General features: G+C 71.3%; 25 protein-coding genes. 18 read left to right on the forward strand and 7 right to left on the reverse strand.

Annotated elements, in window-relative coordinates; all coding sequences use genetic code 11:
- Position 1 precedes the first annotated feature (1 nt).
- On the reverse strand, positions 2–940 hold the full coding sequence (locus ACWEGE_RS38455) for an ABC transporter substrate-binding protein (RefSeq protein WP_449665404.1): 939 nt from the start codon (positions 938–940) through the stop codon (positions 2–4).
- Positions 941–1,068: 128 nt separating this feature from the next.
- Here ACWEGE_RS38455 and ACWEGE_RS38460 point away from each other — a divergent pair, with 128 nt between their 5' ends.
- From ACWEGE_RS38460 to ACWEGE_RS38475, 4 genes are all read left to right on the forward strand, one after another.
- Entirely contained in the window at positions 1,069–2,073 is a 1,005-nt protein-coding gene (locus ACWEGE_RS38460) for a hypothetical protein (RefSeq protein ID WP_449665405.1), read from the forward strand.
- Positions 2,070–3,089 (forward strand): LysR family transcriptional regulator, encoded by a 1,020-nt coding sequence (locus tag ACWEGE_RS38465; RefSeq protein ID WP_449665406.1) that lies wholly within the window; start codon positions 2,070–2,072, stop codon positions 3,087–3,089. Before ACWEGE_RS38460 ends, ACWEGE_RS38465 begins: the two co-directional genes overlap by 4 nt.
- 66 nt (positions 3,090–3,155) lie before the next feature.
- A complete protein-coding gene (locus ACWEGE_RS38470) occupies positions 3,156–3,647 on the forward strand; it encodes an RlpA-like double-psi beta-barrel domain-containing protein (RefSeq protein ID WP_354918673.1) in 492 nt (163 codons plus the stop codon).
- 15 nt (positions 3,648–3,662) lie between these two features.
- The gene (locus tag ACWEGE_RS38475) at positions 3,663–4,223 is read left to right on the forward strand and encodes a hypothetical protein (protein ID WP_449665407.1); all 561 of its coding nucleotides are present in this window, start codon (positions 3,663–3,665) and stop codon (positions 4,221–4,223) included.
- Between the two features lie 31 nt (positions 4,224–4,254).
- On the opposite strand, the gene ACWEGE_RS38480 is transcribed toward ACWEGE_RS38475, so the two are convergent.
- Positions 4,255–6,111: a glycogen debranching N-terminal domain-containing protein gene (locus ACWEGE_RS38480; RefSeq protein ID WP_449665408.1), complete on the reverse strand. Its 1,857-nt coding sequence runs from the start codon at positions 6,109–6,111 to the stop codon at positions 4,255–4,257.
- A gap of 143 nt (positions 6,112–6,254) precedes the next feature.
- On the opposite strand from ACWEGE_RS38480, the gene ACWEGE_RS38485 reads away from it, so the two are divergent.
- From ACWEGE_RS38485 to ACWEGE_RS38505, 5 genes are read left to right on the forward strand one after another with little or no spacing between them, the layout of a single operon-like run.
- Positions 6,255–7,265 carry a LacI family DNA-binding transcriptional regulator gene (locus ACWEGE_RS38485; RefSeq protein WP_449665409.1) on the forward strand — a complete coding sequence of 337 codons (1,011 nt, stop codon included), beginning with the start codon at positions 6,255–6,257 and terminating at the stop codon, positions 7,263–7,265.
- 28 nt (positions 7,266–7,293) lie between these two features.
- Positions 7,294–8,598 (forward strand): ABC transporter substrate-binding protein, encoded by a 1,305-nt coding sequence (locus ACWEGE_RS38490; protein WP_449665410.1) that lies wholly within the window; start codon positions 7,294–7,296, stop codon positions 8,596–8,598.
- A 32-nt stretch (positions 8,599–8,630) separates the two neighbouring features.
- Entirely contained in the window at positions 8,631–9,590 is a 960-nt protein-coding gene (locus ACWEGE_RS38495; protein WP_449665411.1) for a carbohydrate ABC transporter permease, read from the forward strand.
- Complete coding sequence (locus ACWEGE_RS38500) at positions 9,587–10,408, forward strand: carbohydrate ABC transporter permease (RefSeq protein ID WP_449665412.1); 822 nt, start codon at positions 9,587–9,589, stop codon at positions 10,406–10,408. The genes ACWEGE_RS38495 and ACWEGE_RS38500 overlap by 4 nt, the downstream gene beginning before the upstream one ends.
- Positions 10,409–10,448: 40 nt before the next feature.
- Complete coding sequence (locus tag ACWEGE_RS38505; RefSeq protein ID WP_449665413.1) at positions 10,449–13,025, forward strand: hypothetical protein; 2,577 nt, start codon at positions 10,449–10,451, stop codon at positions 13,023–13,025.
- A 176-nt stretch (positions 13,026–13,201) separates the two neighbouring features.
- Here ACWEGE_RS38505 and ACWEGE_RS38510 read toward each other — a convergent pair whose 3' ends face one another.
- A complete protein-coding gene (locus tag ACWEGE_RS38510) occupies positions 13,202–14,581 on the reverse strand; it encodes a DUF2867 domain-containing protein (protein WP_449665414.1) in 1,380 nt (459 codons plus the stop codon).
- A 237-nt stretch (positions 14,582–14,818) separates the two neighbouring features.
- Here ACWEGE_RS38510 and ACWEGE_RS38515 point away from each other — a divergent pair, with 237 nt between their 5' ends.
- Positions 14,819–15,682 (forward strand): oxygenase MpaB family protein, encoded by an 864-nt coding sequence (locus ACWEGE_RS38515; protein WP_449665415.1) that lies wholly within the window; start codon positions 14,819–14,821, stop codon positions 15,680–15,682.
- Between the two features lie 367 nt (positions 15,683–16,049).
- A complete protein-coding gene (locus ACWEGE_RS38520; RefSeq protein ID WP_449665416.1) occupies positions 16,050–16,208 on the forward strand; it encodes a hypothetical protein in 159 nt (52 codons plus the stop codon).
- A 73-nt stretch (positions 16,209–16,281) separates the two neighbouring features.
- Here the strand turns inward: ACWEGE_RS38520 and ACWEGE_RS38525 are convergent, their stop codons facing one another.
- Positions 16,282–16,818 carry an SRPBCC family protein gene (locus ACWEGE_RS38525; RefSeq protein WP_449665417.1) on the reverse strand — a complete coding sequence of 179 codons (537 nt, stop codon included), beginning with the start codon at positions 16,816–16,818 and terminating at the stop codon, positions 16,282–16,284.
- A gap of 388 nt (positions 16,819–17,206) precedes the next feature.
- Here ACWEGE_RS38525 and ACWEGE_RS38530 point away from each other — a divergent pair, with 388 nt between their 5' ends.
- The 3 genes from ACWEGE_RS38530 (at position 17,207) to ACWEGE_RS38540 (ending at position 20,415) form a co-directional block, all read left to right on the forward strand.
- A complete protein-coding gene (locus ACWEGE_RS38530) occupies positions 17,207–18,643 on the forward strand; it encodes a hypothetical protein (RefSeq protein WP_449665418.1) in 1,437 nt (478 codons plus the stop codon).
- Positions 18,644–18,850: 207 nt separating this feature from the next.
- A complete protein-coding gene (locus ACWEGE_RS38535) occupies positions 18,851–19,816 on the forward strand; it encodes a ring-cleaving dioxygenase (RefSeq protein ID WP_449665419.1) in 966 nt (321 codons plus the stop codon).
- Positions 19,813–20,415 carry an alpha/beta hydrolase gene (locus tag ACWEGE_RS38540; protein ID WP_449665420.1) on the forward strand — a complete coding sequence of 201 codons (603 nt, stop codon included), beginning with the start codon at positions 19,813–19,815 and terminating at the stop codon, positions 20,413–20,415. Before ACWEGE_RS38535 ends, ACWEGE_RS38540 begins: the two co-directional genes overlap by 4 nt.
- A 260-nt stretch (positions 20,416–20,675) precedes the next feature.
- On the opposite strand, the gene ACWEGE_RS38545 is transcribed toward ACWEGE_RS38540, so the two are convergent.
- Positions 20,676–21,635, reverse strand: a complete 960-nt coding sequence (locus tag ACWEGE_RS38545) for an IS481 family transposase (RefSeq protein WP_449665421.1) — start codon at positions 21,633–21,635, stop codon at positions 20,676–20,678.
- Between the two features lie 497 nt (positions 21,636–22,132).
- On the opposite strand from ACWEGE_RS38545, the gene ACWEGE_RS38550 reads away from it, so the two are divergent.
- Both ACWEGE_RS38550 and ACWEGE_RS38555 read left to right on the forward strand, forming a co-directional pair.
- Entirely contained in the window at positions 22,133–22,255 is a 123-nt protein-coding gene (locus tag ACWEGE_RS38550; protein WP_449665422.1) for a hypothetical protein, read from the forward strand.
- 67 nt (positions 22,256–22,322) lie between these two features.
- The gene (locus ACWEGE_RS38555; RefSeq protein WP_449665423.1) at positions 22,323–22,613 is read left to right on the forward strand and encodes a hypothetical protein; all 291 of its coding nucleotides are present in this window, start codon (positions 22,323–22,325) and stop codon (positions 22,611–22,613) included.
- Here ACWEGE_RS38555 and ACWEGE_RS38560 read toward each other — a convergent pair whose 3' ends face one another.
- Positions 22,614–23,582 (reverse strand): AraC family transcriptional regulator, encoded by a 969-nt coding sequence (locus ACWEGE_RS38560; RefSeq protein ID WP_449665424.1) that lies wholly within the window; start codon positions 23,580–23,582, stop codon positions 22,614–22,616.
- A gap of 81 nt (positions 23,583–23,663) precedes the next feature.
- On the opposite strand from ACWEGE_RS38560, the gene ACWEGE_RS38565 reads away from it, so the two are divergent.
- Together ACWEGE_RS38565 and add are read left to right on the forward strand one after the other, a co-directional pair.
- Positions 23,664–24,491: an NAD(P)H-binding protein gene (locus ACWEGE_RS38565; RefSeq protein ID WP_449665425.1), complete on the forward strand. Its 828-nt coding sequence runs from the start codon at positions 23,664–23,666 to the stop codon at positions 24,489–24,491.
- A gap of 164 nt (positions 24,492–24,655) precedes the next feature.
- The gene (gene add, locus ACWEGE_RS38570) at positions 24,656–25,657 is read left to right on the forward strand and encodes an adenosine deaminase (protein WP_449665426.1); all 1,002 of its coding nucleotides are present in this window, start codon (positions 24,656–24,658) and stop codon (positions 25,655–25,657) included.
- Between the two features lie 45 nt (positions 25,658–25,702).
- Here add and ACWEGE_RS38575 read toward each other — a convergent pair whose 3' ends face one another.
- Positions 25,703–25,894 carry a hypothetical protein gene (locus ACWEGE_RS38575; RefSeq protein WP_449665427.1) on the reverse strand — a complete coding sequence of 64 codons (192 nt, stop codon included), beginning with the start codon at positions 25,892–25,894 and terminating at the stop codon, positions 25,703–25,705.
- Positions 25,895–26,091 lie beyond the last annotated feature (197 nt).

Below are 26,091 nucleotides of genomic sequence, written 5' to 3' on the forward strand. Positions count from 1 at the left end.
CTCAGGCCGCCCCGGCGTTGCGGGTCGCCTTCGGCACGGCGATGGACTCGACGCCGTAGGCCGCGCAGATCTTCTTGAGCGTGCCGTCGTCGATCAACGCCTGAAGCGCCTTCTGGATCGCGTCGGTCAGCTCGGGCAGCCGCTTGGACACCCCGATCCCGTTGGGTGTCGCGTCGTAACCGCCGTCGGCGGCGGGGTCCTGGACCGACTCGAACGCCGAACCGCCGTCGGCCGTTTTGGCCGTCCAGCCGGCGGCCGGCTTGGTCAGGACCTCCGCGGCCACCTTACCCGAGCGGAGGGCCAGCTGGGCGTCGGAGTCCTTCGGGAACGTCTGGATCGAGATCGGCGCGGGACACTTCGCCTGCTGCGCGGTCAGCAGGTCGAGCTGGTGGGTCGCGACCTGGACCGCGACGGCCTTGCCGCACAGGTCACCCAGGGAGCCGATCTTCTGCGGATTGCCCTTCGCGACGAGGATGCCCGAGCCGGAGACCGAGTAGTCGACGAAGTCGAGGACCTGCTGCCGCTTCTTCGTGTCGGTGATGGCCGACATGACGACGTCGTACTTGCCGGCCTGGATCGCCGGGACGATCCCGTCGAACTTCTGCGGCGTGAAGGCAAACTTGACTCCGAGTTTGCCGCCGAGGGCCTGGCCGAGGTCGTAGTCGAGGCCGGTCAGCTCCGGCTGTCCCTCCTTGACGAACATCTCGAAGGGCGCGTAGGGGACGTCCGAGGCCACCCGGATGGTCCCGGTGTCGCGGATCGCGGCCGGGAGCGCGTCGTGCAGGTCCGCGGCCGCGCTGATGGTCACCCCGGCGACGGCGACGGTCTGCTGGGCGGGCGCTGCGGTGGAGGACGGGCTGCAGCCGGTCAGGGTGGTCACGAGGCAGGCGGCGGCCACGGCGGCGAGCGGGCCGGGGTGGGCAGGAGGTTTCACGAGCACGGTCGAGCCTTCCCGAGGAGTGGGGCGGTGTCCGGTGATGGCCGGTCGAAGGTGAAACGCAACTTACATCTTCCGTCAACATGAGGCTAGATGTAATATTTATTTCTTCACCGGACCTGGGAGGGCACATGGGTCGTCGCCTCACCGTCTTGGCCGCCTGCATGCTGCTGGCCGTCTCCGGGACCGCCGTCGCGCAAGCTTCGGTCACGCGGTTCCGCGCCGGCAGCTCGACCGACGTCACCCGGCCGGACTGGTCGGGCCCGGCGTTCACGATGAACGGCTCCGGCGCGGTCGTCGACGCGAGCATGCGCAGAGCCGTCGACACCATCCGCGGCGGCAGCGGCACCCTCGACGTCGTGGTCCTCGCCGGTTCCACCCCGGCGAGCGGCAGCCGCACCCCCGAATGCGATGCCGTCATCCGGCTGGCCGGGGTGAACTCCTGCACCACCTGGGTGCTCACCCGGGCCGCCGACGGTGACGACAGCCGGGTCAACGCCGACATCCGCAACGCCGAGTTCGTCTACTTCGCCGGCGGTGACCAATGCCGTTACGCCGCTTGGAAAGGCACCGCCCTGCAAGCCTCCGTCCGGTCCGTGGTCGCCAAGGGCGGCGGTGCGGGCGGGGGGAGCGCCGGGACGCACATCAACAGCTCGATCGTCTACAACGGATGCGGCGCCAGTGTCGACAGCCGGACCGCGCTCGACGATCCCTACTCCTCGGACATCACCTTCACCACGGGCATGTTCGCGTGGCCGGACTACGGCGACACGATCAACGACTCGCACTTCGTCACCCGTGACCGGATGGGCAGGCTGATGGCCTTCACCGCCCGGGCGGTGAACGACGGCCTCACCTCCGGCGGTGCCGCGTGGGGTGTCGGTGTCGAAGAAGGCGGCTCCCTCTTCCTCGACCGCACCGGCCTGGCCACCCTGTACGGCCAGGACGCCTACGTCGTCCTGGCCGACCACCGGCCCGAGCGGGCCGTGCCCGGCGAACCGCTCACCTACCGCGGGTTCAAGATCTGGCGCCTGCGCCCCGGCTCGACGTTCGACTTCCACAGCCGTCCCACGACCGGCTACTACCTCCGCGACGTCGATCGGGGCACGCCGGACGCGGACCTGTACGCCCCGTGACGCGGCTCGGGAGCAGCGCCGCCGAACTGGACTGGATCAACCTGCTCGTGTTCCGCGCGGTGGCGGAGGAGCTGTCGTTCACCCGCGCCGCCACCCGGCTGCGGATGTCGGTTTCGTCGGTGTCGCAGCGCATCCGGCGGCTCGAGCGGTCCCTCGGCGCCCAGCTGCTCGACCGCGATTCGAAGTCGGTGGCGCTGACGGCGGCCGGCGACACGACACTCGCCGCCGTTCTCGAGATCGACGCGGTCTGGGCCTCGGCGCACCGGCGGCTGGCGGCACCGGCGGCCGCCGACCGGCCGGAGAGCTACACCGTCGGCACCTACCGCGCCGTGCACGAAGACATGGTGCCGTTGCTCAGTGCGGTGGCCGGTGACGTCCCCTGGCGCCTGCGCTACTACCGCGCCTGCGCGGACGGGTTCGCCGACCTGCGCCGCGGCGCCGTGGACTTCCTGGTCTGGGAAACCTGGTACGGCCCGCGGGTCCGGCCCCGGCTGGACCTGACCGGGTTCGGCTCGGCGGACATCGTCCGCGATCCGGTGTGGGCCATCTTCGGCGCGCACCACCCCCTCGCGGGGCAGCCGGTGGTCACCTGGGAAGAGCTGTGCCGGTACGACTGGCTGACGCCGATCGACGACCAGCGCGAACTGATGGTCCGGATCTTCGCCGATCTTTCCCCGGTGCGGCCGCGTCTGGTCCACGACGTCGACGACAGCGTGCACATGGCCGGCATCCACGCGTTCAGCACGGCGGTCGACATCGGGCCGCCGAGCTACCGCTGCGAGCCCGGCATCGTGTCGCGCCGGCTCCTCGGCGGCCCGGTGTCCCGCTATGCGCTGTCGTGGCGCGACGACCCGGCGGTGGCCGCCCTGGCGCCGACCGTGCTCGGTCTCTACCGCGAGCGGTACCGGCGGCGCGTGGCGGAGAACAACCCGGCGCACTACGCCTACATGGCGAAGAACCCGCTCTTGTACCCGGGAATCGACCTGCCCGGCGAAGCGGGCTTTACGCCGGCGTAAACAGCCGTGCGGTTCGTGAAGGAATCTCCTGTTGTCCGGCTATCGTGTTTCGCTCAGGCTGTGCTCGTGCGAACGAGAATCACGGCAATCCTGTCCTTGCTCACCGTTGCCTTCGTGTCGCCGACGACCGGCGTCGCGGCGGCCGCCGACTACACCGCCACGGTGACCGGGTTCGCCGCCGGCGACAACGATCCGCCGGGCGGCGCGATCGCCTACCCCGGCTCGGCACCGAGACACGGCACGGCCAACGGGACCGGCACCTACGACAACCCCGTCACCCTGGCGTCCGACCCGCGCTGGCTCAGCGCCGGAACCCGGGTCTACATCCCGTACCTCAAGAAGTACTTCGTCATGGAAGACCTCTGCGGCGCGTGCCAGAGCGACTGGTCCGGCGGCAAGCGCCGCGTCGACGTCTGGATCGGCTACTACACCGGATCCAGCGCCGCCGCCTGCGAAAGCGCCATCACCCGCAGCAGCGCCACGATCGTCGTCGGTCCCGCCTCGGGACTGACCGTGGACACCACACCCATCCTCGGCTCTTCGGGCTGTTACCTGTAATTTCCGGGAGAACGCATGACTCGCTCGTTCAAGAACGCAGTGTTGCACCTGGTGTCCGCCGCGGTGGTCGCGGCCGGCCTGTGCGCGACCCAGGCCGTGGCAGCGCCAGGGGTGGCGTCGGCCGGGGAGTGTCCGTCGGCCACCGCACTGTCGGTCATCAACCAGGGGCGCACGACCTTCGCGAACTTCCACGAAAGCGGAGTCACCGACAACGCCACCGCGCTCAAGGAGATCAACCAGGCTGCTTCCGGCCTGGCCGCGCAGCGCAGCAGCTACGGCACCGCGCCGGGCGGTTCGGTGTGCCTCAAGGAATCCATGCTCAAGGGCCTCTACTTCGTCGGTTCGGCGTACCGGCTGTCGATCAGCGAGATCGCCGGCGGATCGCACACCGCCGGGTCGGCCCACTACGACGGCCGGGCCTTCGACATTTCCGTGATCAACGGCGTCACCGTCGACTCCGGGAATGCGTATTACCGCGACGTCATGCAGAGCTGTCGCAACAACGGGGCAAGCCTCGTCCTCGGCCCCGGCGACGCCGGGCACGACACCCACCTGCACTGCCAGTGGTCCGCCTGACCCGGGATCCCCGGCCCTCCCAGGTGGACGTTCACCGGGTGCGGAGGTACTGCTCGGCCCGGACGACCGCGGCCGCCGACCACGCTTGGGGCCTGCAGGCCGCCGGGTAGGCCAGGGGGGCGCCGGAATCGTCGAGCAGGGCGAACAGTTCGGGAACGTGACCGCGGAAGTGTCCGGCCGTGCGCAGGACGGCCTCCGCCAGCCGGCCGGCCTGGTCGTGGTGTCCTTCCGCGGCCAGGCCCGTCATGGCGATGGCCGTGTCGTGGGGCCAGATCGATCCCCGGTGGTAGCTGAACGGGTTGTAGAGCGGGCTGGCCGAGCTCAGGGTGCGCAGCCCGAAGCGGGTCGTCAGGTCGGGGTGGCCGAGCCGGTGTGCGACGAGCGCCGCTTCTTCGCCGGTGAGCAGTCCGGTGCCGAGGAGGTGCGCCATGTTCGAGGTCGCGCCGTGGACCGGGTTCTTCTCCGCGTCGAGAGCGATGGCGGGGTACCTGCCCGATGCGTCCTCGGTCCAGAAGGTCGCTCGGAAGCGCTGTTCGAGCCGGTGCGCCCAGCCGGCCCACTCCGCCACCTCCGGCCGCCGGAAGGCCTGTCCGAGTTCGACGGCGGCTCGCGCGGCTGCGTAGGCGTAACCCTGGGCTTCGCACAGCGCGAGCGGGGCTCGGGGATGAGTGCCGTCGTCGTGCAGGAAGGCGTCGTGCGAATCCTTCCACCCCTGGTGGGTGAGGCCGCCGGCCGGCGAGGGCCGGTACTCGATCAGCCCGTCCCCGTCGGGGTCGGCGTCGGTTCCGGTGAGCCAGCTCATCGCCGCCAGGAGGTGGGGGAGCAGTCGCTCCACCTCCTCGGCGGGCAGGCCTGCGTGCCACGCTTCGTGCAGCAGGCAGATCCAGAGCGGGGTCGCGTCGATCGTCCCGTAGTAGCGGGAACCCAACCGCACCTGGCCGGTGTCGATCGGTGCCGCGCGCACTTCGTGGAGGATCTTGCCGGGTTGTTCTTCGGTGTGCGGGTCGTACCGGACGCCTTGGCGGCGGGCGAGGGTGCGCAGGGTGCCCGCGGCCAGGTGCCCGCCGAGCGGCAGCAGGAGCCGGGCCGCCCACAGCGAGTCCCGCCCGAACAGGGTCAGGTACCAGGGGGCGCCGGCGGCGAGGTAGACGTCGTCCGGGCTGTCCGGGTCCGCCAGCAGCAGCGCCCGCAGGTCCTCGAGGCTTTCCGCGACCGGGGCGGGCACGTCCGGTGTCACTGTCCACTGTGGAGCACGGGCCGCGGGCCGCTGGTCGAACTCGCTCGGGCCGAACGTGGCGGCCACGGTGACGTCGAGGTGCCAGGATTCGCCCGTGCCCAGTTCGAGCTGCCACGTCAGCTCGGTCACGGAGTCGGCGTCGACCTCGGCGATCCCCGCCGGCTCGGTGCGGAGGACGGCCGAGGCACGCTCCTCCTGCCAGCGGATCCGGTCGTCGACCACCGGCGGGACGGCGGCGAGGGTCCGGCCGGCCTTGACCGCGTCCATACCCGCGAAGTCGGTCGCCACGCGCAGGCTGATCGTCAAGGTCCGCCGGCTGTCGAAATTGGTGACGGTGAGCCGTTCGGCGAGGGTGGCGGGGTGGACCTGGCGCCGGTGCTCCAGCAGCAGCGTCGCGTCGCGCGAGTGGGACTCCGACTCGCGCGCGACGGCGTGGAACACGGCTGCCGAGGGCCGCTGGAGTTCGTGCCCGACGGAGACGGTGGGCACGTCCGCGATCGCGAACTCCAGGAGCGCGAGCACGCGGACGTCGTGGCTGAACCAGCCGGTCGCCCCGCGGCCGGACAGGTGCCCGTCGGGGTGGGAGCACACGACGGAGGGAGCGTTCAGCACGGTGATGAGACTGTGCAGCGACGTGCTCGAGCCGGTCACGGTTCCTCCGCAGGGTTGACACGAACTGGTGACATCAGTCACTGTTACGGCCGGATTTGACCGGTCAAACTACGGAGAGTACGGCATTCGCGAGCGAGTGTCACCAGATGCGGAGACGGCGAGTGGTTCGACGAGGACAGGACGTGACGCTGCGGCAGGTGGCGGCGCACGCCGGCGTGTCCCACCAGACCGTGTCGAACGTCCTCAACGCGCCCGAACGCGTCGACCCGGCCACGCGCAGCAGGGTGCGGGAGGCGATCGAGGCACTGGGCTACCGGCCGAACCGGACGGCGCGCAGCCTGGCCACCCGCCAGGCGGGGCTGATCGGGTACTGCCTGTCCCGCCACTCGGGGCACAGCCTGTACATGGACGCGTTCCTGCACGCCCTCACCGCGGCCGTCGAAGCGTCGGGGCGGCACCTGCTGCTGTTCACCGCGCCCGAGGGCGAGGACGGGCTCGCGACCTACGCCGACCTCGTCGCCCAGCAGGCCGTCGACGCGTTCGTGCTGTCCGACACCGTCGGGGAGGATCCCCGGCACCCGTGGCTCGCGGGTCGCGGCATCCGGTTCGCCTCCTTCGGCCGGACCTGGCCGCGGCACGGGCGGCAGGCCGGATCGTGGGTCGACGTGGACGGCCACGCGGCCTGCGCCGAGCTGGTGACCCGGCTGCACCACGCCGGGCACGACCGGATCGGCTTCATCGGCTGGGACAGTCCCGACGCGGGCGGAGCAGGCAGCGACCGGCGGGACGGCTGGCGGTCCCGGTGCCGGGAACTCGGCCTGCCGGAACCGGAAGCCCGCGCGGACTCCGACAGCCTGGAGGGTGCCGCGCGAGCGGCCGCGGAGTTGCTGGACGACCGGGAGCCGCCGACGGCGATCGTCGCCGCGACCGACCTGCTGGCCGTCGGGGTGCTGGGCGAGGTGCGCCGCCGCGGGTCGCGGCCCGGCCACGACGTCTGGGTGACGGGCTTCGACGACTCGTTGCTGGCGACGTCGGTGGAAAACGGCCTGACCACGGTTCGCCAGCCGACCGCCGAGATCGCGACGACGTTGGTCGGCCTGCTGGACGCCGAGCCCGGCGCCGCGGAAGCCGAAGCCGGTGTCCTGCTGCCCGGGCAGATCGTGGTCCGGGGCAGCGCCCCGCTGGGTTTGTGAACATCAATGGTGATGGGAGACAACGAGCATGGCTGGACCAGGAGCGACCGCACTGCGGGTGGCGGCGGTGGCGGCGGTGGGGGCACTCGCCGCCGCCTGCGGCGGGGGAAGCGGCAGCGGGGCGGGGGCCACCGGCAATGCGGCGCCGGCACTGGACGGACGGGGTGACATCACCTTCGTCACCGGCAAGGACACCTCCAACAACATGCAGAAGCTGGTGGCGGAGTGGAATTCCGGCCATCCCGGCGAGCAGGTGCGGATCGTCGAGCTGCCGGAGTCGGCGGACGCCCAGCGGCAGCAGCTGGTGCAGAACGCCCAGGTGAAGTCCACCGCCTACACCGTGCTCAACCTCGACGTCGTGTGGACGCCCGAGTTCGCCGCCAACCGCTGGGTGGTCGAGCTCCCGCGTGACCAGTTCGACCTGGACAACTTCCTGAAGCCTGCGGTGCAGACCGCGGAGTACCGGGACAAGCTGTACGCCGTCCCGGTGTACTCCGACGGCGGGCTTCTCTACTACCGCAAGGACTTGCTGGCCAAGGCCGGGGTCGCGCCGCCGAAGACCTGGGACGAGCTGACCGCCGCGTGCCAGAAGGTCAAGGCGCTGCCCGAGGCGGCGAACGCGGGCTGTTACACCGGGCAGTTCGAGAAGTACGAGGGCCTGACCGTCAACTTCGACGAGGCCGTGCACTCGGCCGGCGGAACGATCGTCGACGACTCCGGCAAGCCCGCCGTGGACACGCCGCAGGCCAAAGCCGGTCTCGACCGGCTCGTGCAGGGCTTCAAGTCCGGTGTCATCCCCCAGAAGGCGATCACCTACAAGGAAGAAGAGGGCCGGCGGGCCTTCCAGGCCGGCGAGCTGGTCTTCCAGCGGCAGTGGCCGTACCAGTGGGCGCTGGCGAACAAGACCGACGGATCCTCGACGGTGGCGGGCAAGTTCGACGTCGCGCCGCTGCCCGGGGCGGCCGGTCCGGGTGTCTCCAGCCTGGGCGGGCACAACTTCGCCATCTCGGCGTTCGCCGAGCACAAGGCGACGGCGCTGGACTTCATCAAGTTCTTCACCACCGAGCAGGCGGAACGGTCCAACCTGCTGGCCACCTCGCAGGCGCCCACCCGGACCAAGCTCTACGACGACCCGGAGCTGCTCAAGCAGTTCCCGTACCTGCCGACGTTGAAGGCTTCGATCCTCGGCGCGAAGCCGCGGCCGAAAGCCGTCCGGTACGGGGACGTGACGACGGCTATCCAGGAAGCCGCCTACGCCGCCATCTCCGGCACCAAGGACAGCGCGGCCGCGCTGAAGGAGCTGCAGACCCAGCTCGGGGGCCTGCTCAAGTGAGCACGGCAACGCCCGTGCGGCGGGGCAGGGCGGTGAGCGAAGCCGGACGGCTCGCCGCCCTGCTGCTGTCGCCGACTTTCGTGGTGCTCGCCCTGGCCGTCGGCTACCCGCTGGTTTCGGCCCTGCGGGAGTCGCTCTACCAGTCGGGGCAGGCCGTCGACGCCGACGGTTTCGTCGTTCAGGGCGACCGGTTCGCCGGTCTGGACAACTACACCGGCATCTTCGGTGGTCCCGCGGCGGCCCGGTTCTGGAACGCCTTCGGCAACACGACGCTGTTCACCGGCGTCACCGTCACCCTCGAGGTGGTCATCGGCGTGGCCATGGCGCTGGTCATGCACCAGGCGCTGCGCTGGCGTGGCGTGGTGCGGGCGAGCATCCTGGTGCCGTGGGCCATTCCCACGGCGGTCTCGGCGATCCTGTGGCGGTGGATCTTCCAGGCCGACGGGGTCGCGAACGCGATCATCGGCCACCAGGTGCTCTGGACCACCGAAGGCTGGCAGGCGAAGTTCGCCGTGATCATCGCCGACACGTGGAAAACGGCGCCGTTCATCGGGCTTCTGGTGCTCGCCGGCCTGCAGGTGATCCCGCGCGAGGTCTACGAGGCCGCGCGGGTGGACGGCGCCGGAGCGGTGCGGCAGTTCCGGTCGATCACCCTGCCGCTGATCCGGCCGATCCTCGCGGTGGCGGTGCTGTTCCGCGTCCTGGACTCGCTGCGGATGTTCGACCTGCCGTTCGTCCTCGTCGGCAACCGCAAGGAGTCGGTGGAGACGCTGACGATGCTGGCCTGGGACGAGGCCAGCAACCTCAGGTTCGGCCCAGCGGCTGCCTACGCCACCGTGCTGTTCCTATACGTGGCCGCCGTCGCGCTCGTGTTCGTGAAACTGCTCGGCGCCGACGTCATCGGCGAGGCGCGCGACCGGACCCGCCGAGGACGCCGCCGGCCCGCTCCCGCGCCGGCCCACGACCCCGTTCCCGAGGTGGTTCCGGTATGAAGTACCGCGCCGTGTTCCGCTACGCCGGCTTGGTGGTCATCCTCGCCTACTGCCTGGCCCCGTTCTACTGGATGGTCGTCTCCGCGCTGCGGCGGCCGACCGACCAGTTCTCGCTGACGCCCTTCCCGGTTCCGGTGTCCGTGGCCAACTTCACGGCCGTGTTCGGGGTGGACGTCGGGTTCGGCCGGGCGTTGCTCAACAGCCTCGTGGTGGCCGGGGTCGCCACGGTCCTCACCCTGCTCATCGGGCTGTCGGCGGCCTACTGCCTGGCGCGGCTGCGGTTCCGGTTCAAGAACGCGGCCGCCGCGATCATCATCGCCACGTCGATGTTCCCGGGCATCTCGCTGGTCGTGCCCCTGCTCAAGCTGTTCACCGACATCAACTGGATCAACACCTACCAGTCGATGATCGTGCCGAGCATGGCACTCGCCCTGCCGCTGGCGGTGTGGAACCTCAACGCGTTCTTCCGGCAGATGCCCGGCGAACTCGAGGAAGCGGCCATGATCGACGGCTGCACCCGGCTCGGTGCGTTCCGCCGGGTCATCCTGCCGCTGGCCGCGCCCGGGGTGTTCACCACGGCGATCATCACGTTCGTGACCGCGTGGAACGAGTTCATCATCGCGCTGTCGATGGTGAACGACAAGTCGATGCAGACCGCGACCGTGGCGATCTCCCGCTTCACCGGCGCGTACAGCTTCGACCAGCCCTTCGGTACGCAGATGGCGGCCGGTGTCGTCGTCACCGTGCCGCTCGTCGTGCTCGTGCTCGTCTTCCAGCGCCGCATCATCGCCGGCCTCACCGCGGGCGGTCTCAAATGACCGGCCGTGCCGCGCCGGACGAAACTCCTTGGAGGTAACCGTGTTGCGCACGCGATCCGGTGTGCTCGCCGTACTCGTCCCGCTCTGCCTGACCGCTGTCCCCGCCGCCGCGACGGCGGGGACGAGCCTGCCCGGCCCTCTGCTGGTGGCGGGGTCCGGAGCGGACGAACCGACCACCACCACCCGCCTCGCCGACCGGCGGTCGCTGATCACCGGTGAGCAGGCGTACGTGCTCGGCGACGAATCGGGGCAGTACCCGGCCGCGGGGTTCCACATCCGCGGGGAGATGGGCGGGTTCTGGGCGCCGCCGATCAAGCTGCTCGACGGCCTCTGGTTCCGGGTGGGGGACCAGTGGCTGGGCACCGGCGCCACCGCCGTCGGCTACGCCAGTGGTGACGGGTACGAGCGCTTCCGCTACCGCACCACCGGCGGCATGACGGCGGAGCGCGTCCAGTTCGTCCCCGACGGATCGGCCACCACCCTCATCGCGCTCAGCCTGCGCAGCCCGGTCAGCCGTACGGTCGATCTCCGGGTCGACGCCCACTCGGAGCTGCTGCCGGCCTACCCGTGGACGTCGACCACACCGTCCTCGGCCGCCGTGGACCTGCCCGACACCGCGAGCACGGACGGAACGGCGCTGACCTTCCGCGACACCGGGACGTCGTCGGCGCCCGGAGCGCGCCCGCACGACTACAGCGCGGTCGTCGCCGGCGATCGACCACCGGTGGCGACCGCCACGGCGGGGCCGCACCGGGGTCCGCAGGACCCGCCCGTGCTGTGTCCCGCCACCGGCACGGCTCCGTACCGCTGCGACGACAGCAGTGCCGGCAAGGGGGCCGGAGGCGCTCTCGACTACCGGGTCGACGTCACGGCCAACCGCACGACGACGCTGTGGTTCGCGGTGGCCGGCTCCACCACGAGCGCCACCGAGGCGGCCCACGCCGCCCGGACGGCGCTCGCCGCCCCTGCCGCCGCCTGGACGAACAAGCTCGCGGTACGACGGGCCGCGGTCGCCCCGACCCAAGTGGACCTGCCGGGTGATCGTGCGCTGCAGGCCGCGGTCCAGTGGAGCAAGAGCAACCTCGCGGATTCGGTGCAGCAGGCCCGGAACCTGCAGATCCGGCCCGTGTCGGCCGGCACGGCCTACCCGCCAGCGGCCGGTACCGTCCCGTCCGCCCGGTGGATCGGCGCCGGTTTCCCCGACTACCCGTGGCTGTTCGGCACCGACGGGGAGTACACCGCCTTCGCGGCCGTGGCGGCCGGTCGCTTCGACCTGGTCCGCGACCACCTGCGCGCCCTGCGCAACGTCAGCGACCTGGTCAACCGGCGCAGCGGGAAGATCGTGCACGAAGTCGTTTCCACCGGTGACGTGTACTTCGGTGCCAATGCCGACGCGGGCAACACCGACGAGACCGCGAAGTTCCCGAGCGTGGTGGCGTTGCTGTGGCGCTGGAGCGGGGACGACCGGGTCCTCGACGACTTCTACGACCTCTCCGCTCGCGCGCTGAAGTACATCGCCACGAACCTCGACGCCGACCACGACGGCTGGCCCGAGGGGCTGGGCAACGTCGAGCGTCCCGGCATGGGCGCGGAAAAGCTGGACAACGCCGTCTACTACCTCCGCGGCCTCGCCGACCTCGCCGACATGGCCGAACGCCGCGGCGACCACGCGACCGCCCGCTGGGCGCAGACCCGCTTCGAAGACCTGCGCGGCCGGTTCGACGCGACCTGGTGGGCGGGCGACGACGCCGCCGGGTACGGCGACTCCCTCGGTGACGACAACACGCCCGTCTTCCAGCGGCACTGGATCGGGCTGACCCCGCTCGAAGCGGCCCTCCCGGGCGCGCGGGAACTCGCCTCCCGGCGCCACGCGCAGCAAACCCTGCAACGCCGGGAAGAGGACTGCTACAGCGGCGACCTCGGCCTGTACCACACCGGGACGGGCCCGACCAGCGCTTCCGGTGGCAACCCCGGCCCCAGTTGCGACCAGGTGGTCACCGCGGTACCGGCCGAGCGGGCCGTCTACTCCTTGAACACCGCGATCATGGCGGTGGCCGAAGGCAACTACGGCCGGCTCGGCCGCACCCAGCAGCAGCGCTACACCACGGCGAACACCCGGATCCAGCTCGACCCGGCGATCTGGGAGAAGCCGGGCGCGATGCCGGAAGTGGCCCCGTCGCCCGACTTCACGGCGAACATCGACCGCCCGTTCACCGACCGCTCGATGGTCCTCCAGGCGTGGGGCACCTACGGCGTGCTCTGGCCGGTCGTGCACCAGCAACTCGGTGTCGACCCCGATCTGCCCCACGGCCGCATCGCGGTCGTTCCCCAGATCCCGCAGGGACAGCACCGCATCGCGGGTTCGGACATCCGGCTCGGCACCGGCTCCCTCGCCGTCCGCGCGACGAGTACCGCCGCGAGCCTGACCACGTGGTTCTCCTGGACCGGAACCGCCGCGGTCACGGTCGGGGCCGTCCTCCCTCCGGGGAAAACGGTCACCGGCGTCTCGTTCGGCGGCCGCCCGGTGCCGTACCGGCTGGTCGCCACATCCCGAGGTGACCAGCTCGAAGCGGAGGTCACCGGAAAGTCGGGCGAGCTCCGGGTTCGGCTTCGGTGAACGGTCGGTCCAGCGTCTGCGGCCGGCGCCGGTCGGGCCGGGGCTCAGGATCGCCATGGGGACGCACTGGAGCGCGGCCCGCCCGTCGGGGAAGTGCTCGCGTTGTGCCCGTCGTCATCGTGGAGCGGGCCATCGGACGGGCGCCGCCGACCGGCTAGGACCGGGCTACGCGGCCATCAGGTCCCGCGTTCGGCGTCGCGGACAATCGAGCGGGCAAGCCAGGCGAACACCTGGTCGTGCGCTGGTTTCTGGATGTGCCAGTAGGCGTGGCCCAGTGGTGAGGCCGGGGCGAATCGCACCCGCTGCCGCAGCAGACTGCCGGAGCCGGCCGGGTCCGCGCGGAGGGTGAGCTCGGCGTCGCCGGGCAGGCGCATGTCTGCGGTGAGTACGAGCTCTCGCTGGGAGTCGTCGCGGCGGCGGACGGTCCAGAAGTCGATGACGTCGCCGGCCACCGGCCGGTCGGGGCGGCCGCGGTAGGCCCCGGCCCCGCCGAGCAGCCCATCGAGCAGGCCGCGCAGGGCCCACGCCGGTGCGGGCGGGAACCGGCCGTGGTCGCCGCCGAGGGCGGTGATCGCCTGCCACAGCCGGTGCGGGCCGGCTTTCGCGTGCCGGGTGCGCTCCTCCCGGTACGCCGGGCCGGCGGGTGCCTGGGGGACCGGTACGCCGAGTGCTGTGCGCAGGGCGTTGTCGAGGCTCGTCGATCCGCCGCTCGGTGGCGGCAGGATGGATTCGGCCGGGGTGTCGGCCGGGAGCAGGTCGTGCTCGGGCGAGGCGAACAGCGGGCCGGCGACGGTGGCGGGCACGGGCGATGTCAGCCCGGCGATCCGCGCGGCGGTTTCGTGGGACCAGAACGGCGAGGGCAGGGTGGGCGCGGCGGGCCGCCGCAGGATGCGGGCGCACCGCCGCACGAGGCCGTCGTAGCTGATCGTTTCCGGCCCGCTGACGTCGAACCGGCCCCGCAGCGGCGGGTGGCCGGCCGCGGCCCGCAGGTAGTGGCGGACGTCGGCGAGCGCGACCGGGCGGCTGCGGCTGGCGGTCCACCGGGGCCGTGGCCGGACCGGCAGCCGGGCGGTGCGCGACAGCAGCTCGACCCCGGCCGAGCCGCGGCCCAGGATCATCGACGCCTGCAGCGCGAGCGCCGGGACCTCGCCGTCGAGCAGGATCTCGGCCACTTCGGAGCGGGACGCCAGGTGCGGCGATGTCGTGGCTGCCGGCCGTGGCCCGCCGAGGTAGACGAGCTGCCGGACCCGGGCGGCCGCGGCCGTGGCGGTGAGGTGCCGCGCGATGGTGCGATCGCGGCCGGCGAAGTCCGCGTGACCCAGCGAGTGCACGAGGTGGAAGACCACGTCCGCGCCGGCGCACACGGTCTCGAGCGCGCGCGGGTCCGTGGCGTCCCCGAGCGTCACGTCGATCCGGTGCGGGAAGCCGTGCTCCGCCGTGCGGGAGAGAACGTGGACCGGGTGCCCGGCGGCGGCGAGGTCGGCGACGAGCGCACGGCCGACGAACCCGGTCGCGCCCAGCACCGCGCAGCGCGGTGGCGGGCCGCTGTCGGCCATGCGACGTCCTTTCCTCAGGCGATGCAGAGACGTCACAAACGTAAGCCGTCTGGGCTGCGAGCGCCCGGGGGAAGATCCGCCGTGCGCTCAGCGCGGCAGCGCGGCAGGTCCGTTCTCGTGCGCTTTCCGGAGTAAGCGCAGGTAGGATCAGTGGCGGGTCGCCAACCTGGATGCCGCCCAGTCACGGAGCTTGCATCGCTTTTGCAGCGTAGGAAGGCTCGACGCCGTGGAGGTGCCGTGCAGCCGAACTTCCCGCCCGGGGTGTCGCGCATCCGCGAGCGGATGCGCGACGCCCTCTTCGCCCGGGTGGCCGGGCCCGACGGGCCGCGCAACCGCGCCCGCATCCACGGCGCGCCGGGGGAGCGCTGGTTCGGGCCGGACAGCGCGATCCGGCGGGTGCACGGGGACACGGCCATGTTCGTGGGTGGCCTGCGCGCGTTGCTGTTGCAGTCGCTGCACCCGCTGGCGATGGCGGCGGTGGCCGCGCACTCGGGCTACCGCGGTGATCCGTGGGGCCGGCTGCAGCGCACGAGCACCTTCCTCGCCGTGACGACGTTCGGCACGGCCGAGGACGCCGGGCGCGCGGTCGAGACCGTGCGCGCGGTCCACCGGCGGGTGCGGGGAGTGGCCCCGGACGGGCGGCCCTACCGGGCCGACGACCCGCACCTGCTGACGTGGGTGCACATCGCCGAAGTCGACAGCTTCCTGCGTGCCCATCAGCTATACGGCGCGCGTCCCCTCGACGAGGCGGGGTGCGACTCCTACGTCGCCGAGACGGCGGTGATCGCCCGGGCCCTCGGGGTGCCCGACCCGCCGGTGACCCGGGCCGGGCTCGACCTGGCGCTGGCCGCGTACCGGCCCGAGCTGCTCGGTACCCCGGAAGCCCGGCAGGCCGCCCGGTTCCTTCTGCTCACCCCGCCCGTCCCGTGGCCGGCGCGGTTTCCCTACGCGGCGCTCGCGGCCTCGGCGGTGGCGATGATGCCGGCGTGGACACGTCCGCAGCTGCGCCTGCCACGGCTGCCGGTCGCCGAAGCGACCGTTGTCCGGCTCGCCGGGCACAGCTTGGTGAAGGTCATGCGCTGGGCGATGACCGCGGCCTGAGCGGCATCTGTCATGCCCAGGCGCGCGCGGAGGTCGCCGGCCGTGATCAGGTGGCCGCCGGCTTCGGCGTGCAGGACGGCCACCAGTGCGGTCACGTGCGTGGGATGCAGGTCGTTCTGCTCGGCGAACGCGTGGCCCGGTTGCTCATGGACCGCGCTGAGTTCCCTGGTCAGCTGCATGCTGTCCGCCGCGGCCTCATGGGCGGTCGCGGTCACCGCCATCGCCCAGCCGGCCAGTCCGGTGTTCTTCCTCGGTGATGCCGCCTTGACGTCCGGTCGCGCCGACGAGCCGCCGCCTTGGCCGCCGCGGTGGGCACGGTGACTCTGGTCGTTCTGCGCCGGGGCCCCAGCCGGCTTATGCCGGAGGCGTGGGGTGGGCCTTGGTCGGGGCCGCCATCGGCGCTTCGAGCAAGAACGCCGTGCTCCTCCCGGTGCTCGCGGCGATCGCGCTCGCCGCGGTGCTCACCCTCGCCGCCGCGCTGATCAGGCGGCACCCGGGGGACTGGTCTGCCCGCTCCGGAGCCTGACCGGAGAGCGTGTCCGGCGTGGGTTGTGCCGCCGGTCTGCGAGGCCGCCGGGTGACCGTCCCCGGCTGCCGGGTCAGTGCGAGGACTCGTCGGTGGGGAAGACGGTGTCGAAGAGCCACTGCAGCGGCGTGCGGTGGGACGTTTCCCCGTCGGCGATTTCCTTGGCTTCGGCGGGGTCGGCGGCCTGGTGGACGTCCTCGACGAATTTGGCGAACCGCCGCAGGTCGGCGCGGGCGCGGGTGGTGATGAGCCCGAGGGCCTGGGCGATCCGTTCGGTGAGCTCTTCCAGTTCCAGTTCCAGCTCGAGTGTCACGGTGGCGGAGCCGGGGCCGTCGGTACCCACGACGGCGTGCCCCCGGTGCCGGGGACCGCTCGCGCTGACCCAGTCCAGTGTCCGTCGCCGGAGATCGGTGGTGACGTCGATGCTGTAACGGCGCGGGATCCCGGCGAGGGTGTAGACGAACCGGAACCGGCCGGGGTGGCCGTCGACCGGGAACACCTGCTCGACCGAGCGCATGAACCGCGGGTAGTGGCTGAAGTCGGTGAACCACTTGAAGGTGGTGTCGGCCGGAACCGCCACGTCGGTTTCCACTCGTACGACGTTCGCCATGGTGCCCTCCGTGCTCCGGTCGGCCGGCCGCCGACGGTGCCGAACGTAGCCGGGTTCGGCTGCCCCCGCCGGTGCGCTCGGGTGGGCGAACATCCCGCCACCGGGCCGTGATGCCCTCCGGCCAGCACTTATCACCCGATCGTGGCAGAGCGCTGAACTGCGATGCAAATTCGATTCACCGCTGCCTGGAGTCTCGGCAGCTCGATAGTCTGGCCGCAGCTTCTGGACGACATCCAGGTCGGATTATCACTGAATAAATGCGAAGAACGTGATCGATTCCTTTGTGGAACGTGCTACGACGTGTGGCGGCCGCCAAACTGTCCACAATGGTACGAATCGATCTTGGGTCGGGGCGGGGCCGAGTGCGGCCGCGGCGGAGGTGCTGGTCATGGTGAGCGGTGGACGGGTCTACGAACCCGAGTTGAAAGCCGCTCTGCGCGCGGGCGGCGGCCGGTTCCGCCGTCGCCGGAAGATCCGGCTTCCCGAACCCGACGACCGCGACCGGCTCGGCGACTACTGGTCGACCGCGAGGGTGCGGGCCTGGCTGAACGCCAAAGCCGGGTTCGAGGCGGTGCGATACCCATTGCGCTGGTGGCCCGACGCCACGCAGCCGGCGACGTTGGCCCGCGTCATTCCCCTGTTCGGCTCCGGATTCGACCTCCGGCCCCGTGCGGTCCTGCAGGAGTGGGTCACCACGGTCGGCCGGGTGGTCGTGAGCTGGTGCCTGGACGGCCGTCCCGTGCCGCTGGCGGAGGTGGCTCGCACGGTGCCCGCCGCCGGTGCGTGCCTGCGCGTCGGAACGCGCTGGACGCAGACCGGTCCCGAGCTGGTCTCGGTCACCGGGGCCGATCCCCAGGCCGCGCCGCAGCCGTGCGCGTGGCCGGATCTGGCCCGCGTGCTGGGGCTCGCCGCGCCGTTCTGGCCGCCGGGGCTGCGTGACCCGGAGCTCATCGGCCGGTGGCGGCCGGGCGATCCGGTCGTGCGGCACCCCGCGATGACGGTGCTGCCGGTGCGTCCGTTGCTGGAGCTGGCCGCGCTGCACCCCGTCGGGCACCCGGTGCACCGCGCGCTCGTGTACACGGCGCAACGCATTTCCGGTCAGCGCGCCGCCGGCGTGCCGACCGGCCGGGAACTGTCGGTGCTGCGGCCGGAGGAGATCTCCCTTGCGGCCGTCGACGACGGTTGCGTGCCCGCCGATCCGGTCGGCCTGCCGGATCCGGTGATCCGACTGGGGTGGCGCGAAGTGCAGAACCGCGAGGACCTCCTGGCCGAACAGTGCCTCCGGCTGGTCCACGACTGGGACGGCGGAACGCCCCTGACCCATCCCCAGCTCGTCACGGTGTCACTGCGATCGGCCGCCGGAGCCGAATTCGCAGCCCGGCTGCGCTCCTGCGGGCGGCGAGCCGTCCACGTACTCGCCGACCCGCTGGGATCCGGGGCGCCTCTCGTCGATCCCGAGTCGGACGCACCTGCGGTGGTACCGATCCGCGATCCGGGGTCGGTGCGGGTCCTGGCGCCGCGCCGGCTCGCCTCACCGGCCCCACTCGGCGAGGTCGTCCTTGAGGGTCCGGTCTTCGTCCGGGACGGTGCCGGCACCCTGCACCTCGCCCCGCGGGCCCCGCGGTCGGACTACGGCTGGGGCGGCGGCGAGCGCGGCCGCGTGGAACTCGCGCTTCTGCTGGAACGGTTGCTCACGGATCTGACGGCCGATCCCGACGCCCTCCGCGGTACGCCGGACCCGGGCCTCGTCGAGCTGCTCGGTCGCGATTGGCCCGCCGGCACGGTGCTGACCCGTGACCGGCTCCGAGCCCACCTGGTGCCGTGACGACCGGTGAAACCCCCTGACCGGCGCGGTCGACACCTGGGCGGCACCGGTGACGGTCGGGGCAGACCCTAAGACGTCGCCGTGGACCCACATGCGAACCAGCTCACAGTCAGGTCATCGCCGCCGTGAGCACGTCACCGAATGTCTGTACGGAATATATCTTGCGAGCAAGAGGTTAGCGGGTTACCCTACGCAGAGGAGGCAACCATGTCGATCAAGACGTCCGGCTTGCACCACGTCACGGCGATCGGGGGCGACCCGCAGCGCAACGCCGACTTCTACCTGCGGACCCTGGGCCTGCGGCTGGTGAAGACCACCGTGAACTTCGACGACCCGGGCACGTACCACCTCTACTACGGCGACAGCTCCGGCAAGCCGGGCTCGCTGATGACGTTCTTCCCGTGGCCCGACGCGCCGAGCGGCCGCCACGGCACCGGTCAGGCGACGACCACGTCGTTCTCCATCCCCGAGACGTCCCTCGGCTGGTGGAAGCAGCACCTGGCCGCCAACGGCGTCGAGACCGGCCAGGTCCGCAACGCCGACAACGAGGAAACGATCACCTTCCGCGACCCCGACGGCCTCGAGCTCGCCCTGGTCGCACACCCGCAGGGCGACCCGCGCGATCCATGGGACACCGAACTGGTTCCCGCCGCGCACGCCATCCGGGGCCTGCACTCGGTGACCCTCTCGGTGACCGAAGAGGACGCCACCGCCGGCATGCTGACCGACGGCCTCGGTCTCACCTTCGCCAACGAAGACGGCAACCGCCTGCGCTTCGCCGCCGGTGAAGGCGGGCCGGGAGCGTTGGTCGACGTCCTCGTGACCCCGGACGCGCCGCGCGGGTTGGTCGCCGCGGGTACCGTGCACCACGTCGCCTGGCGCGCGCCGGACGAGGAGACCCAGAAGACCTGGCGCGAGGAGCTGGTCGACCGGGGTGTGCACGTCACGTCCATCCTGGACCGCCAGTACTTCCGCTCGATCTACTTCCGCGAGCCCGGCGGCACGCTCCTGGAGGTCGCGACCGACGAGCCGGGCTTCGCGATCGACGAGCCGCTGCTGGAGCTGGGCCGCGCGCTCAAGCTGCCGCCGTGGCTGGAGCCGCGCCGCGAAGAGATCCAGCACATGCTGCCCAAGCTGAACCTCCCGGCCGAGAACAACCCGGAGCTGTCATGACGCTGCAGCACAAGTACGTCGAAGGCTCGCCGGACGCGCCGCTGCTGCTCCTGCTGCACGGCACCGGCGGCAGCCCGGAGGACCTGCTCGGCCTGGCGCGCGAACTGAGCCCGAACTCCGCGGTGCTGGCCCCGGCCGGCCCGGTGTCCGAGCACGGCGCCGCACGCTGGTTCCGGCGGCTCGCCGAGGGCGTGTTCGACCACGAAGACGTCGTCAAACGCGCGAACGAGCTCGCGGACTTCGTCGTCGAAGCCCGCGAGAAATACGGGCTCGGTGACCGGCGGCTGGTCGCCGTCGGGTTCTCCAACGGCGCCAACATCGCGGCCGCGGTCACGCTGCTGCGGCCGGAGGCCGTCCGCGAAGCCGCGTTGTTCGCCGCGATGTCGCCGGTGCCGGAGCCGCCGTCGCACGACCTGAGCGCGACGCGGGTCTTCCTGGCCAACGGCGAACACGACCCCATGGCCCCGCTGGCATCCACCGAGGAGCTGATCCGGTTGCTGCGCGAGCGCGGCGCCGACGTCGTCACGCACCGCCACCCCGGCGGCCACCAGATCACGCTCGACGGCGTCCGCGCGGCCGCGAAGTGGATCATGACCTGAGGCCTCGATGGCGTCTATGTCGGTCCGTCGGACCTGTGCCTGGCCGTCGGTGGCGCCTTCCCGGGCGACCCCGCGGTCGCCGACGAGTTCGAGGCGGCTATCGCCGGAGTCGCTCGCGCTGGGGTGGCCGCGGGGATTCACACAAGCGACGGCGCCACCGCAGCTCGGAGGCTGGGGGAGGGCTACACCCTCGCAACCGTGGCCGGCGACCTCACCCGTCTGGGACAAGCCTCGGCTGCACACTTGGTGGCGGCAAAGGGCTAGGTGTACTGACCCGTGAGGTTGGGGACGCGGCTGATGGGCGGGTGGCCTGCGAGTGCGGTGTGTCCGCGGTGATGGTTGTAGGTGTGCAGCCAATCTGGCAAGGCGCGGCGTCGGTCGGTCTCGGTCTGGTAGAGCTGGGCGTAGGCCCATTCCTCGAGCAGGGTGCGGTTGAACCGTTCCACTTTCCCGTTGGTCTGCGGCCGGTAAGGCCGGGTGCGTTTAGGGGCAATCTGCGCGTCGCGCAGCGTGTCGCGCCACAGGCGTGAGCGGTAGCAGGCGCCGTTGTCGGTCAGCACCCGCCGGACGGTGATGCCGTAGCCGGCGAAGAACGCCTGCGCCCGGACCCAGAACGCAACCGCGGTCTCCCGGGTCTCATCGGCCAGGATTTCGGTGTAGGCCAGCCTGCTGTGATCGTCCACGGCGTTGTGCAGATAGGCGTAACCGTGGCCGCGTTGACCGCTGTTGCGGCGTCCGGCAGCCCGGCCCAGGGCGCGGTGGCCGCCGCCGTCGGGGATGTTGCCCAGCTTCTTGATGTCCACGTGTACCAGGTCACCGGGCGCGGGGTGTTCGTAGCGGCGGATCGGGACCGAGGTGGCCCGGTCCAGATGGGTGAGCCGGGGTAGCCGGTAACGGGTCAGGATCCGGTGCACCGTGGAAGGGTTCAGCCCGAGCAAGTAGGCGATCCGCGCGGGTCCCCACCTGCGGATCACCCGGACTTTGATGACTCGCCGCTCAGTCCGCGTCGGTGTCTGGTTCGGGCTGAGGCACGGGCGGCTGGACCGGTCGGTCATTCCGGCGTCGCCGAGGTCGCGGTAGCGGCAGGCCCAGCGGGCGGCGGTGGAGACCGAGACCTGGAACCGTTCCGCGGCCCGTCGCAGTGGCCAGCCGTCCTCGACGATGCAGCGGGCCAGGCGGAGTCTGCCGGTCGGGGTCAGGGGTGCGTTAGCGTGGGTCACGAGGGCCTCCGTTGCTCGGCGTAGATGTCGCAATCCGCACCGAACCCGGAGGCCCTCCCTCACACCAAGATCATCCGATCACGTGTCACCACGATCGCAACCTCCCCGGGCAGTACAGCTAGGTGGCACGCGGTGTTCGCCTCGCCGTCGGACGAGTTCGCGGATCCGATCCTTCCCCCGCGAGTGCCTGCACATCATCCGATCGGCAGCGTCGCCGAAGGCATTTGTGAATCGCACTCATGGTCTTCAGCAGGATCTTCGTAGTGTCGGCTGCCGCCGCGGCGGCGAACGCCGGCCGAGCGCTGCACGGCGAACTCGACTTGAACAGTGGCCCGGACGTGTTCGCCCGGCTCTGCCGGGGAGGCTGTCCCCGTTTGTCACGGCCGGCCGGGTGCGTCTTCCCCGCTGGGACATCGCGGGAAGAGGGGAGCAGGGCGACGCCCTGGTGTTCAACCAGTGGCGCGTCACGGCCCGCCCACCGGCCGTTGGGCGAGATCATGGACGTCCGGCGTGTCTACACCGCGTCGGCGAACGTCCGCAGGGCGCTCAACCGCCGGCCGCAGCGCGAACCGGCGAACGTGGACGAGGTGCTGCCGCGGAAGCCGCCTTCGATCCGGTGAGCGGACCGAGGAGCGGACGGCCGTTCCTGCCTCCTGATACAAGATCGGATGGTGTAGGGAGGCACGCATGACAAGATTCGGCAGGAACCGGAAGCTCGTGGCCGCCGGGGTACTGGTCGCCCTCGTCGCGGCCGGCACGGCACCGGTCGTCGTCCCGGCCGTCTTGGCGATCAGCGGCGAATACGATTCCGGCCTGATCCGCACGACCCTGACGGCGACGCCGCACCGGACCACTGTCCTCGCGGCCAAGTCCCTGGCCCTCACCGGCGTCGTCGCCGCGGCTGGGACCGTCGCGGTTCTCGGCTCGCTGCTGGTCAGTCGGCTCACCCCGTCCGGCCGCGGCCGACGGGGTGGCTGATCACCTGCCGGTCGTTGTGCTGGTGTCAGCGCATGTGCGGCGCCAGGTCGAGGGGCTGACGCCGCGGGCCCGTTTGAAAGCGACGCTGAAGGCGAAGGCGTCTTCGTAACCGACTGTGCGGGCGATGGTGGCGACGGTGACCTCGGTGTCCCGGAGCAGGTCCGCTCCCAAGGTCATCCGCCAGCCGGTGAGATAGGTGAGCGGTGGCTGGCCGGCCAAGGTGGTGAAGCGGGCGGCGAAGGCGGCGCGGGACATGCCGACCTTGGCGGCCAGCGCGGCGACTGTCCATCGGTGGGCGGGATCGTCGTGCATCAGGCGTAGCGCGTCGCCGATGGCGGGGTCTTCCAATGCCCGGTACCAGGCAGGGAGCGCTCCCTGCGGCCTGGCGCACCAGGCGCGCAGGGCCAGCACGAGCACCAGATCCAGCAATCGGGCGAGGACGGCGTCCTGGCCGGGTTCGTCTTGCGCGATTTCGGTGGCGAGCAGGTCCAGCGCCGGCCGGGTCCGTGGCCCGGTGGGCACGACCGCCAGTGGTGGAAGCATGTCCAGCAGCCGGGCACCGGTGTCACCGCGGAGGTCGTAGGCGCCGCGCAGCATGGTGGTTGCCCCGGGCAGGTGGTCGCCGTAGGTGCGGGGTGCCGAGTGCCGTTGGGCCTGCGCTGCCACCTCGCCTCCGCCGGGGAGGTATTTCCTGCCCCGGTGGATCACGAACCCGGGTGGGGTGGACGGGTCGTCGGCGATCGTGTGGCGGCCCGGTCCCTTGACGAGAGCGATGTCCCCGGGGGCAAGCCGCACCGCCGCAGCGCCGGCGTCGTCGAACCTGGCCGATGCGCACCCGCCGAGCGTGGCCACGACGGTCAGCGGTGGCGGATCGGCATAAGTCACCGACCACGGTGGCCGCCGGATCAGCTGCCGGACTTGCGTGGTGCCGGCCCGGGCCCGGACCAGCAGATCGCTCAGCACGTCCACTCGCCCACCGTAGACGATCACAAAGGAATTCCCGACGTTCTCCCATGGATCGTCCTCGATTCGGGGAGTTGGCTGTCCGGCATGCAGAACATCCTCATCGTCGGCGGCACCGGGAAAACCGGTCGCCGCATCACCCGGCGCCTCAAGGCCGCCGGCCAGGCTGTGCGATCGGCTTCCCGCGCAGGCGGAGACATCGCGTTCGACCTCGCGGATCCGGCAACCTGGGCACCCGCTCTCGAGGGCGTGACGGCCGCCTACGTCGTGGAACCCGACCTGCAGGCGAGCGGGGACCGCATCCCGAGGTTCGTGGCCGAAGCGGTTGCCGCAGGTGTGCGGCGGTTGGTGTTGCTGTCGGCCGGTGGCGTCGGCGAGGCCGACGACCGCCATCCGCTCAAGGCCGCCGAACAGGCCGTGCGCGCCTGCGGACTCGACTGGACCATCCTGCGGCCGGACTGGTTCTCGCAGAACTTCAGCGAAGGCCCCTGGCTGCCGGGTGTCCTCGCCGGGACGCTGTCCTTGCCTGCCGGTGAAGGGCACACGCCGTTCATCGACGCCGAGGACATCGCCGAAGTCGCCGCCGCGGCGCTCACCGAAGATGACCACGCGGGGCGGATCTACCAGCTGACCGGGCCCCGGGCGATCAGCTTCGTTGAGGCGGCGGACCTCATCGGCAAGGCCGCCGGACGCACGATCCGGTACGTCGACGTCGCCCCCGAGGTGCACATCGAGCGCCAGGTCGCCAACGGCATGCCGCCCGACATCGCGCGGCTGCTCACCGGCATCCTCGTCGCTATCCGCGACGGGACGGCATCCGAAGCCGCCGACGGTGTGGAACGGGCTCTCGGCCGGCCCGCCAGGCCGTTCGAGGACTATGTCGCCGAAACCGCCGCCACCGGCCTCTGGAACTGACCCGGCGGACCGCCCGCCCGGCTGGTTCGTGACAGGAGCAAGCTGCGACGGAGGAACCGCCGAGGCAGCGACCATACGCGAAGGCAGCCGTGCCGACATTCACGGAGGCGTACGCACGCTCGTCGGCACGACCGGATGTCGTCGCGGTGTGGGAGAGTGCTGGTGTGACCACGTTCGGTCGAGCTGGTGTGCGCTCATTGCCGGCGTTGCCCAAAGCTCATCTGCACTTGCACCTGGATGGTTCGCTGCGTCGGTCGACTGTCGAGGAGATCGCGCGTGAGGAGGGTTGGGCGATTCCGCGGCCGACGGGGTACGGGTCGTTCGAGCATTTCACGGAGACCATCGCCGTGGCGGCGGCCTGTCTTCGGAATGAGGCCGATGTCCGGCGGGCGGTCCGGGAGATCGTCGAGGACGCCGAGGCTGCGGGGGTGGTCTGGCTCGAGCTTTCCGTGTGGCCGGGGCTGTTCCAGGGCCGCCTGGGCGACTACGAGGCCGCGGTCGCCACGGTCCTGGACGCCGGTCGCGCCGCGGCCGGCGAGGTGGGGGTCGGGTTCGGGCTCATCGTCGCCGCCAACCGCGGGATCGACGTCGACGACGCGCTCGCTGTGGCCGCCGTTGCCGCCGAACGCGCCGGCGACGGTGTGGTGGGGTTCGGCCTCGACGGCGACGAGGCCGCCGCCCCGGCGTGGTGGTTCGAGCGGCCGTTCGACATCGTCCGAGAGGCCGGCCTGCTTTCGGTTCCGCATGCCGGCGAGCTCGCGGGGGCGGAGTCGGTTCGTGACGCGCTCGAGGTGCTTGGTGCCGACCGGGTGATGCACGGAGTACGCGCCGTCGAAGACCCCGTCCTCGTCGAGGAACTGGCGGCGCGGGGCACGACGCTCGACGTCTGCCTGACGAGCAATGCCCTGCTCGGCGTCTACCATCCCGTCGGGACGAACCCCTTGCCGACGTTGCTCGACGCCGGGGTCCGATGCTCGCTCAACACCGACGACGCACTGCTGTTCGACACCGACCTCCTCCGCGAATACGAACTCGCTCGCTCGGTGCTCGGCCTGAGCGACGAGCAGCTCGCGGCGGCAGCGGCGGCCTCCGTCACCGGCTCGGCCGCACCGGCCGGGCTGAAGACCGCGGCGCTGAGTTCGATCGCGGCCTGGCTGGGCGACTGATCTTCGACATGCTGTACCAGCAACGCAGAGGTCCCCGGGTTCGAGTCATCTGAACAGGCGTACCGTCCTAGCTTGGCTGTGCAGGAGCTCGCCGTAGGACAACTGCGATGCCGCCGGGCCGATGTTGTACAGCGAGATCAGCTTGGTGGGCATCGCCGCACGCAGGGCCGTGACGAGCTGGACGAACGAGCCCACGTTGGGCTGGCCGGTGCCGTTATTGCCGTATTCGCCGGCCAAGCTTGACCAAGGTAGACCAACTCCTGACAAGTGGTTTGAACCATTGTCCATGTAGGTGCTTTCCGGCTCCTAGTCGAGAGAAGTGATCGAGCAACACGCTCGGTACCTCGATCGGCCTACGCGGTTCGTCGGACTCGGCGCACTCGGCACGAGACGTTGTGCCGAGTGCGACGCCGGACGTGGGAACGTCGTCCTGC

Source organism: Amycolatopsis sp. NPDC004747, from assembly GCF_053601335.1.

Coding starts and splice junctions, on each gene's coding strand:
- ACWEGE_RS38475 (WP_449665407.1), top strand. CDS start 3,663: ATGACTCGCTCGTTCAAGAACGCAGTGTTGCACCTGGTGTCCGCCGCG.
- ACWEGE_RS38535 (WP_449665419.1), top strand. CDS start 18,851: ATGTCGATCAAGACGTCCGGCTTGCACCACGTCACGGCGATCGGGGGC.
- ACWEGE_RS38500 (WP_449665412.1), top strand. CDS start 9,587: ATGAAGTACCGCGCCGTGTTCCGCTACGCCGGCTTGGTGGTCATCCTC.
- ACWEGE_RS38555 (WP_449665423.1), top strand. CDS start 22,323: ATGACAAGATTCGGCAGGAACCGGAAGCTCGTGGCCGCCGGGGTACTG.
- ACWEGE_RS38540 (WP_449665420.1), top strand. CDS start 19,813: ATGACGCTGCAGCACAAGTACGTCGAAGGCTCGCCGGACGCGCCGCTG.
- ACWEGE_RS38565 (WP_449665425.1), top strand. CDS start 23,664: ATGCAGAACATCCTCATCGTCGGCGGCACCGGGAAAACCGGTCGCCGC.
- ACWEGE_RS38550 (WP_449665422.1), top strand. CDS start 22,133: ATGGACGTCCGGCGTGTCTACACCGCGTCGGCGAACGTCCGCAGGGCG.
- ACWEGE_RS38530 (WP_449665418.1), top strand. CDS start 17,207: ATGGTGAGCGGTGGACGGGTCTACGAACCCGAGTTGAAAGCCGCTCTG.
- ACWEGE_RS38525 (WP_449665417.1), bottom strand. CDS start 16,818: ATGGCGAACGTCGTACGAGTGGAAACCGACGTGGCGGTTCCGGCCGAC.
- ACWEGE_RS38490 (WP_449665410.1), top strand. CDS start 7,294: ATGGCTGGACCAGGAGCGACCGCACTGCGGGTGGCGGCGGTGGCGGCG.
- ACWEGE_RS38510 (WP_449665414.1), bottom strand. CDS start 14,581: ATGGCCGACAGCGGCCCGCCACCGCGCTGCGCGGTGCTGGGCGCGACC.
- ACWEGE_RS38460 (WP_449665405.1), top strand. CDS start 1,069: ATGGGTCGTCGCCTCACCGTCTTGGCCGCCTGCATGCTGCTGGCCGTC.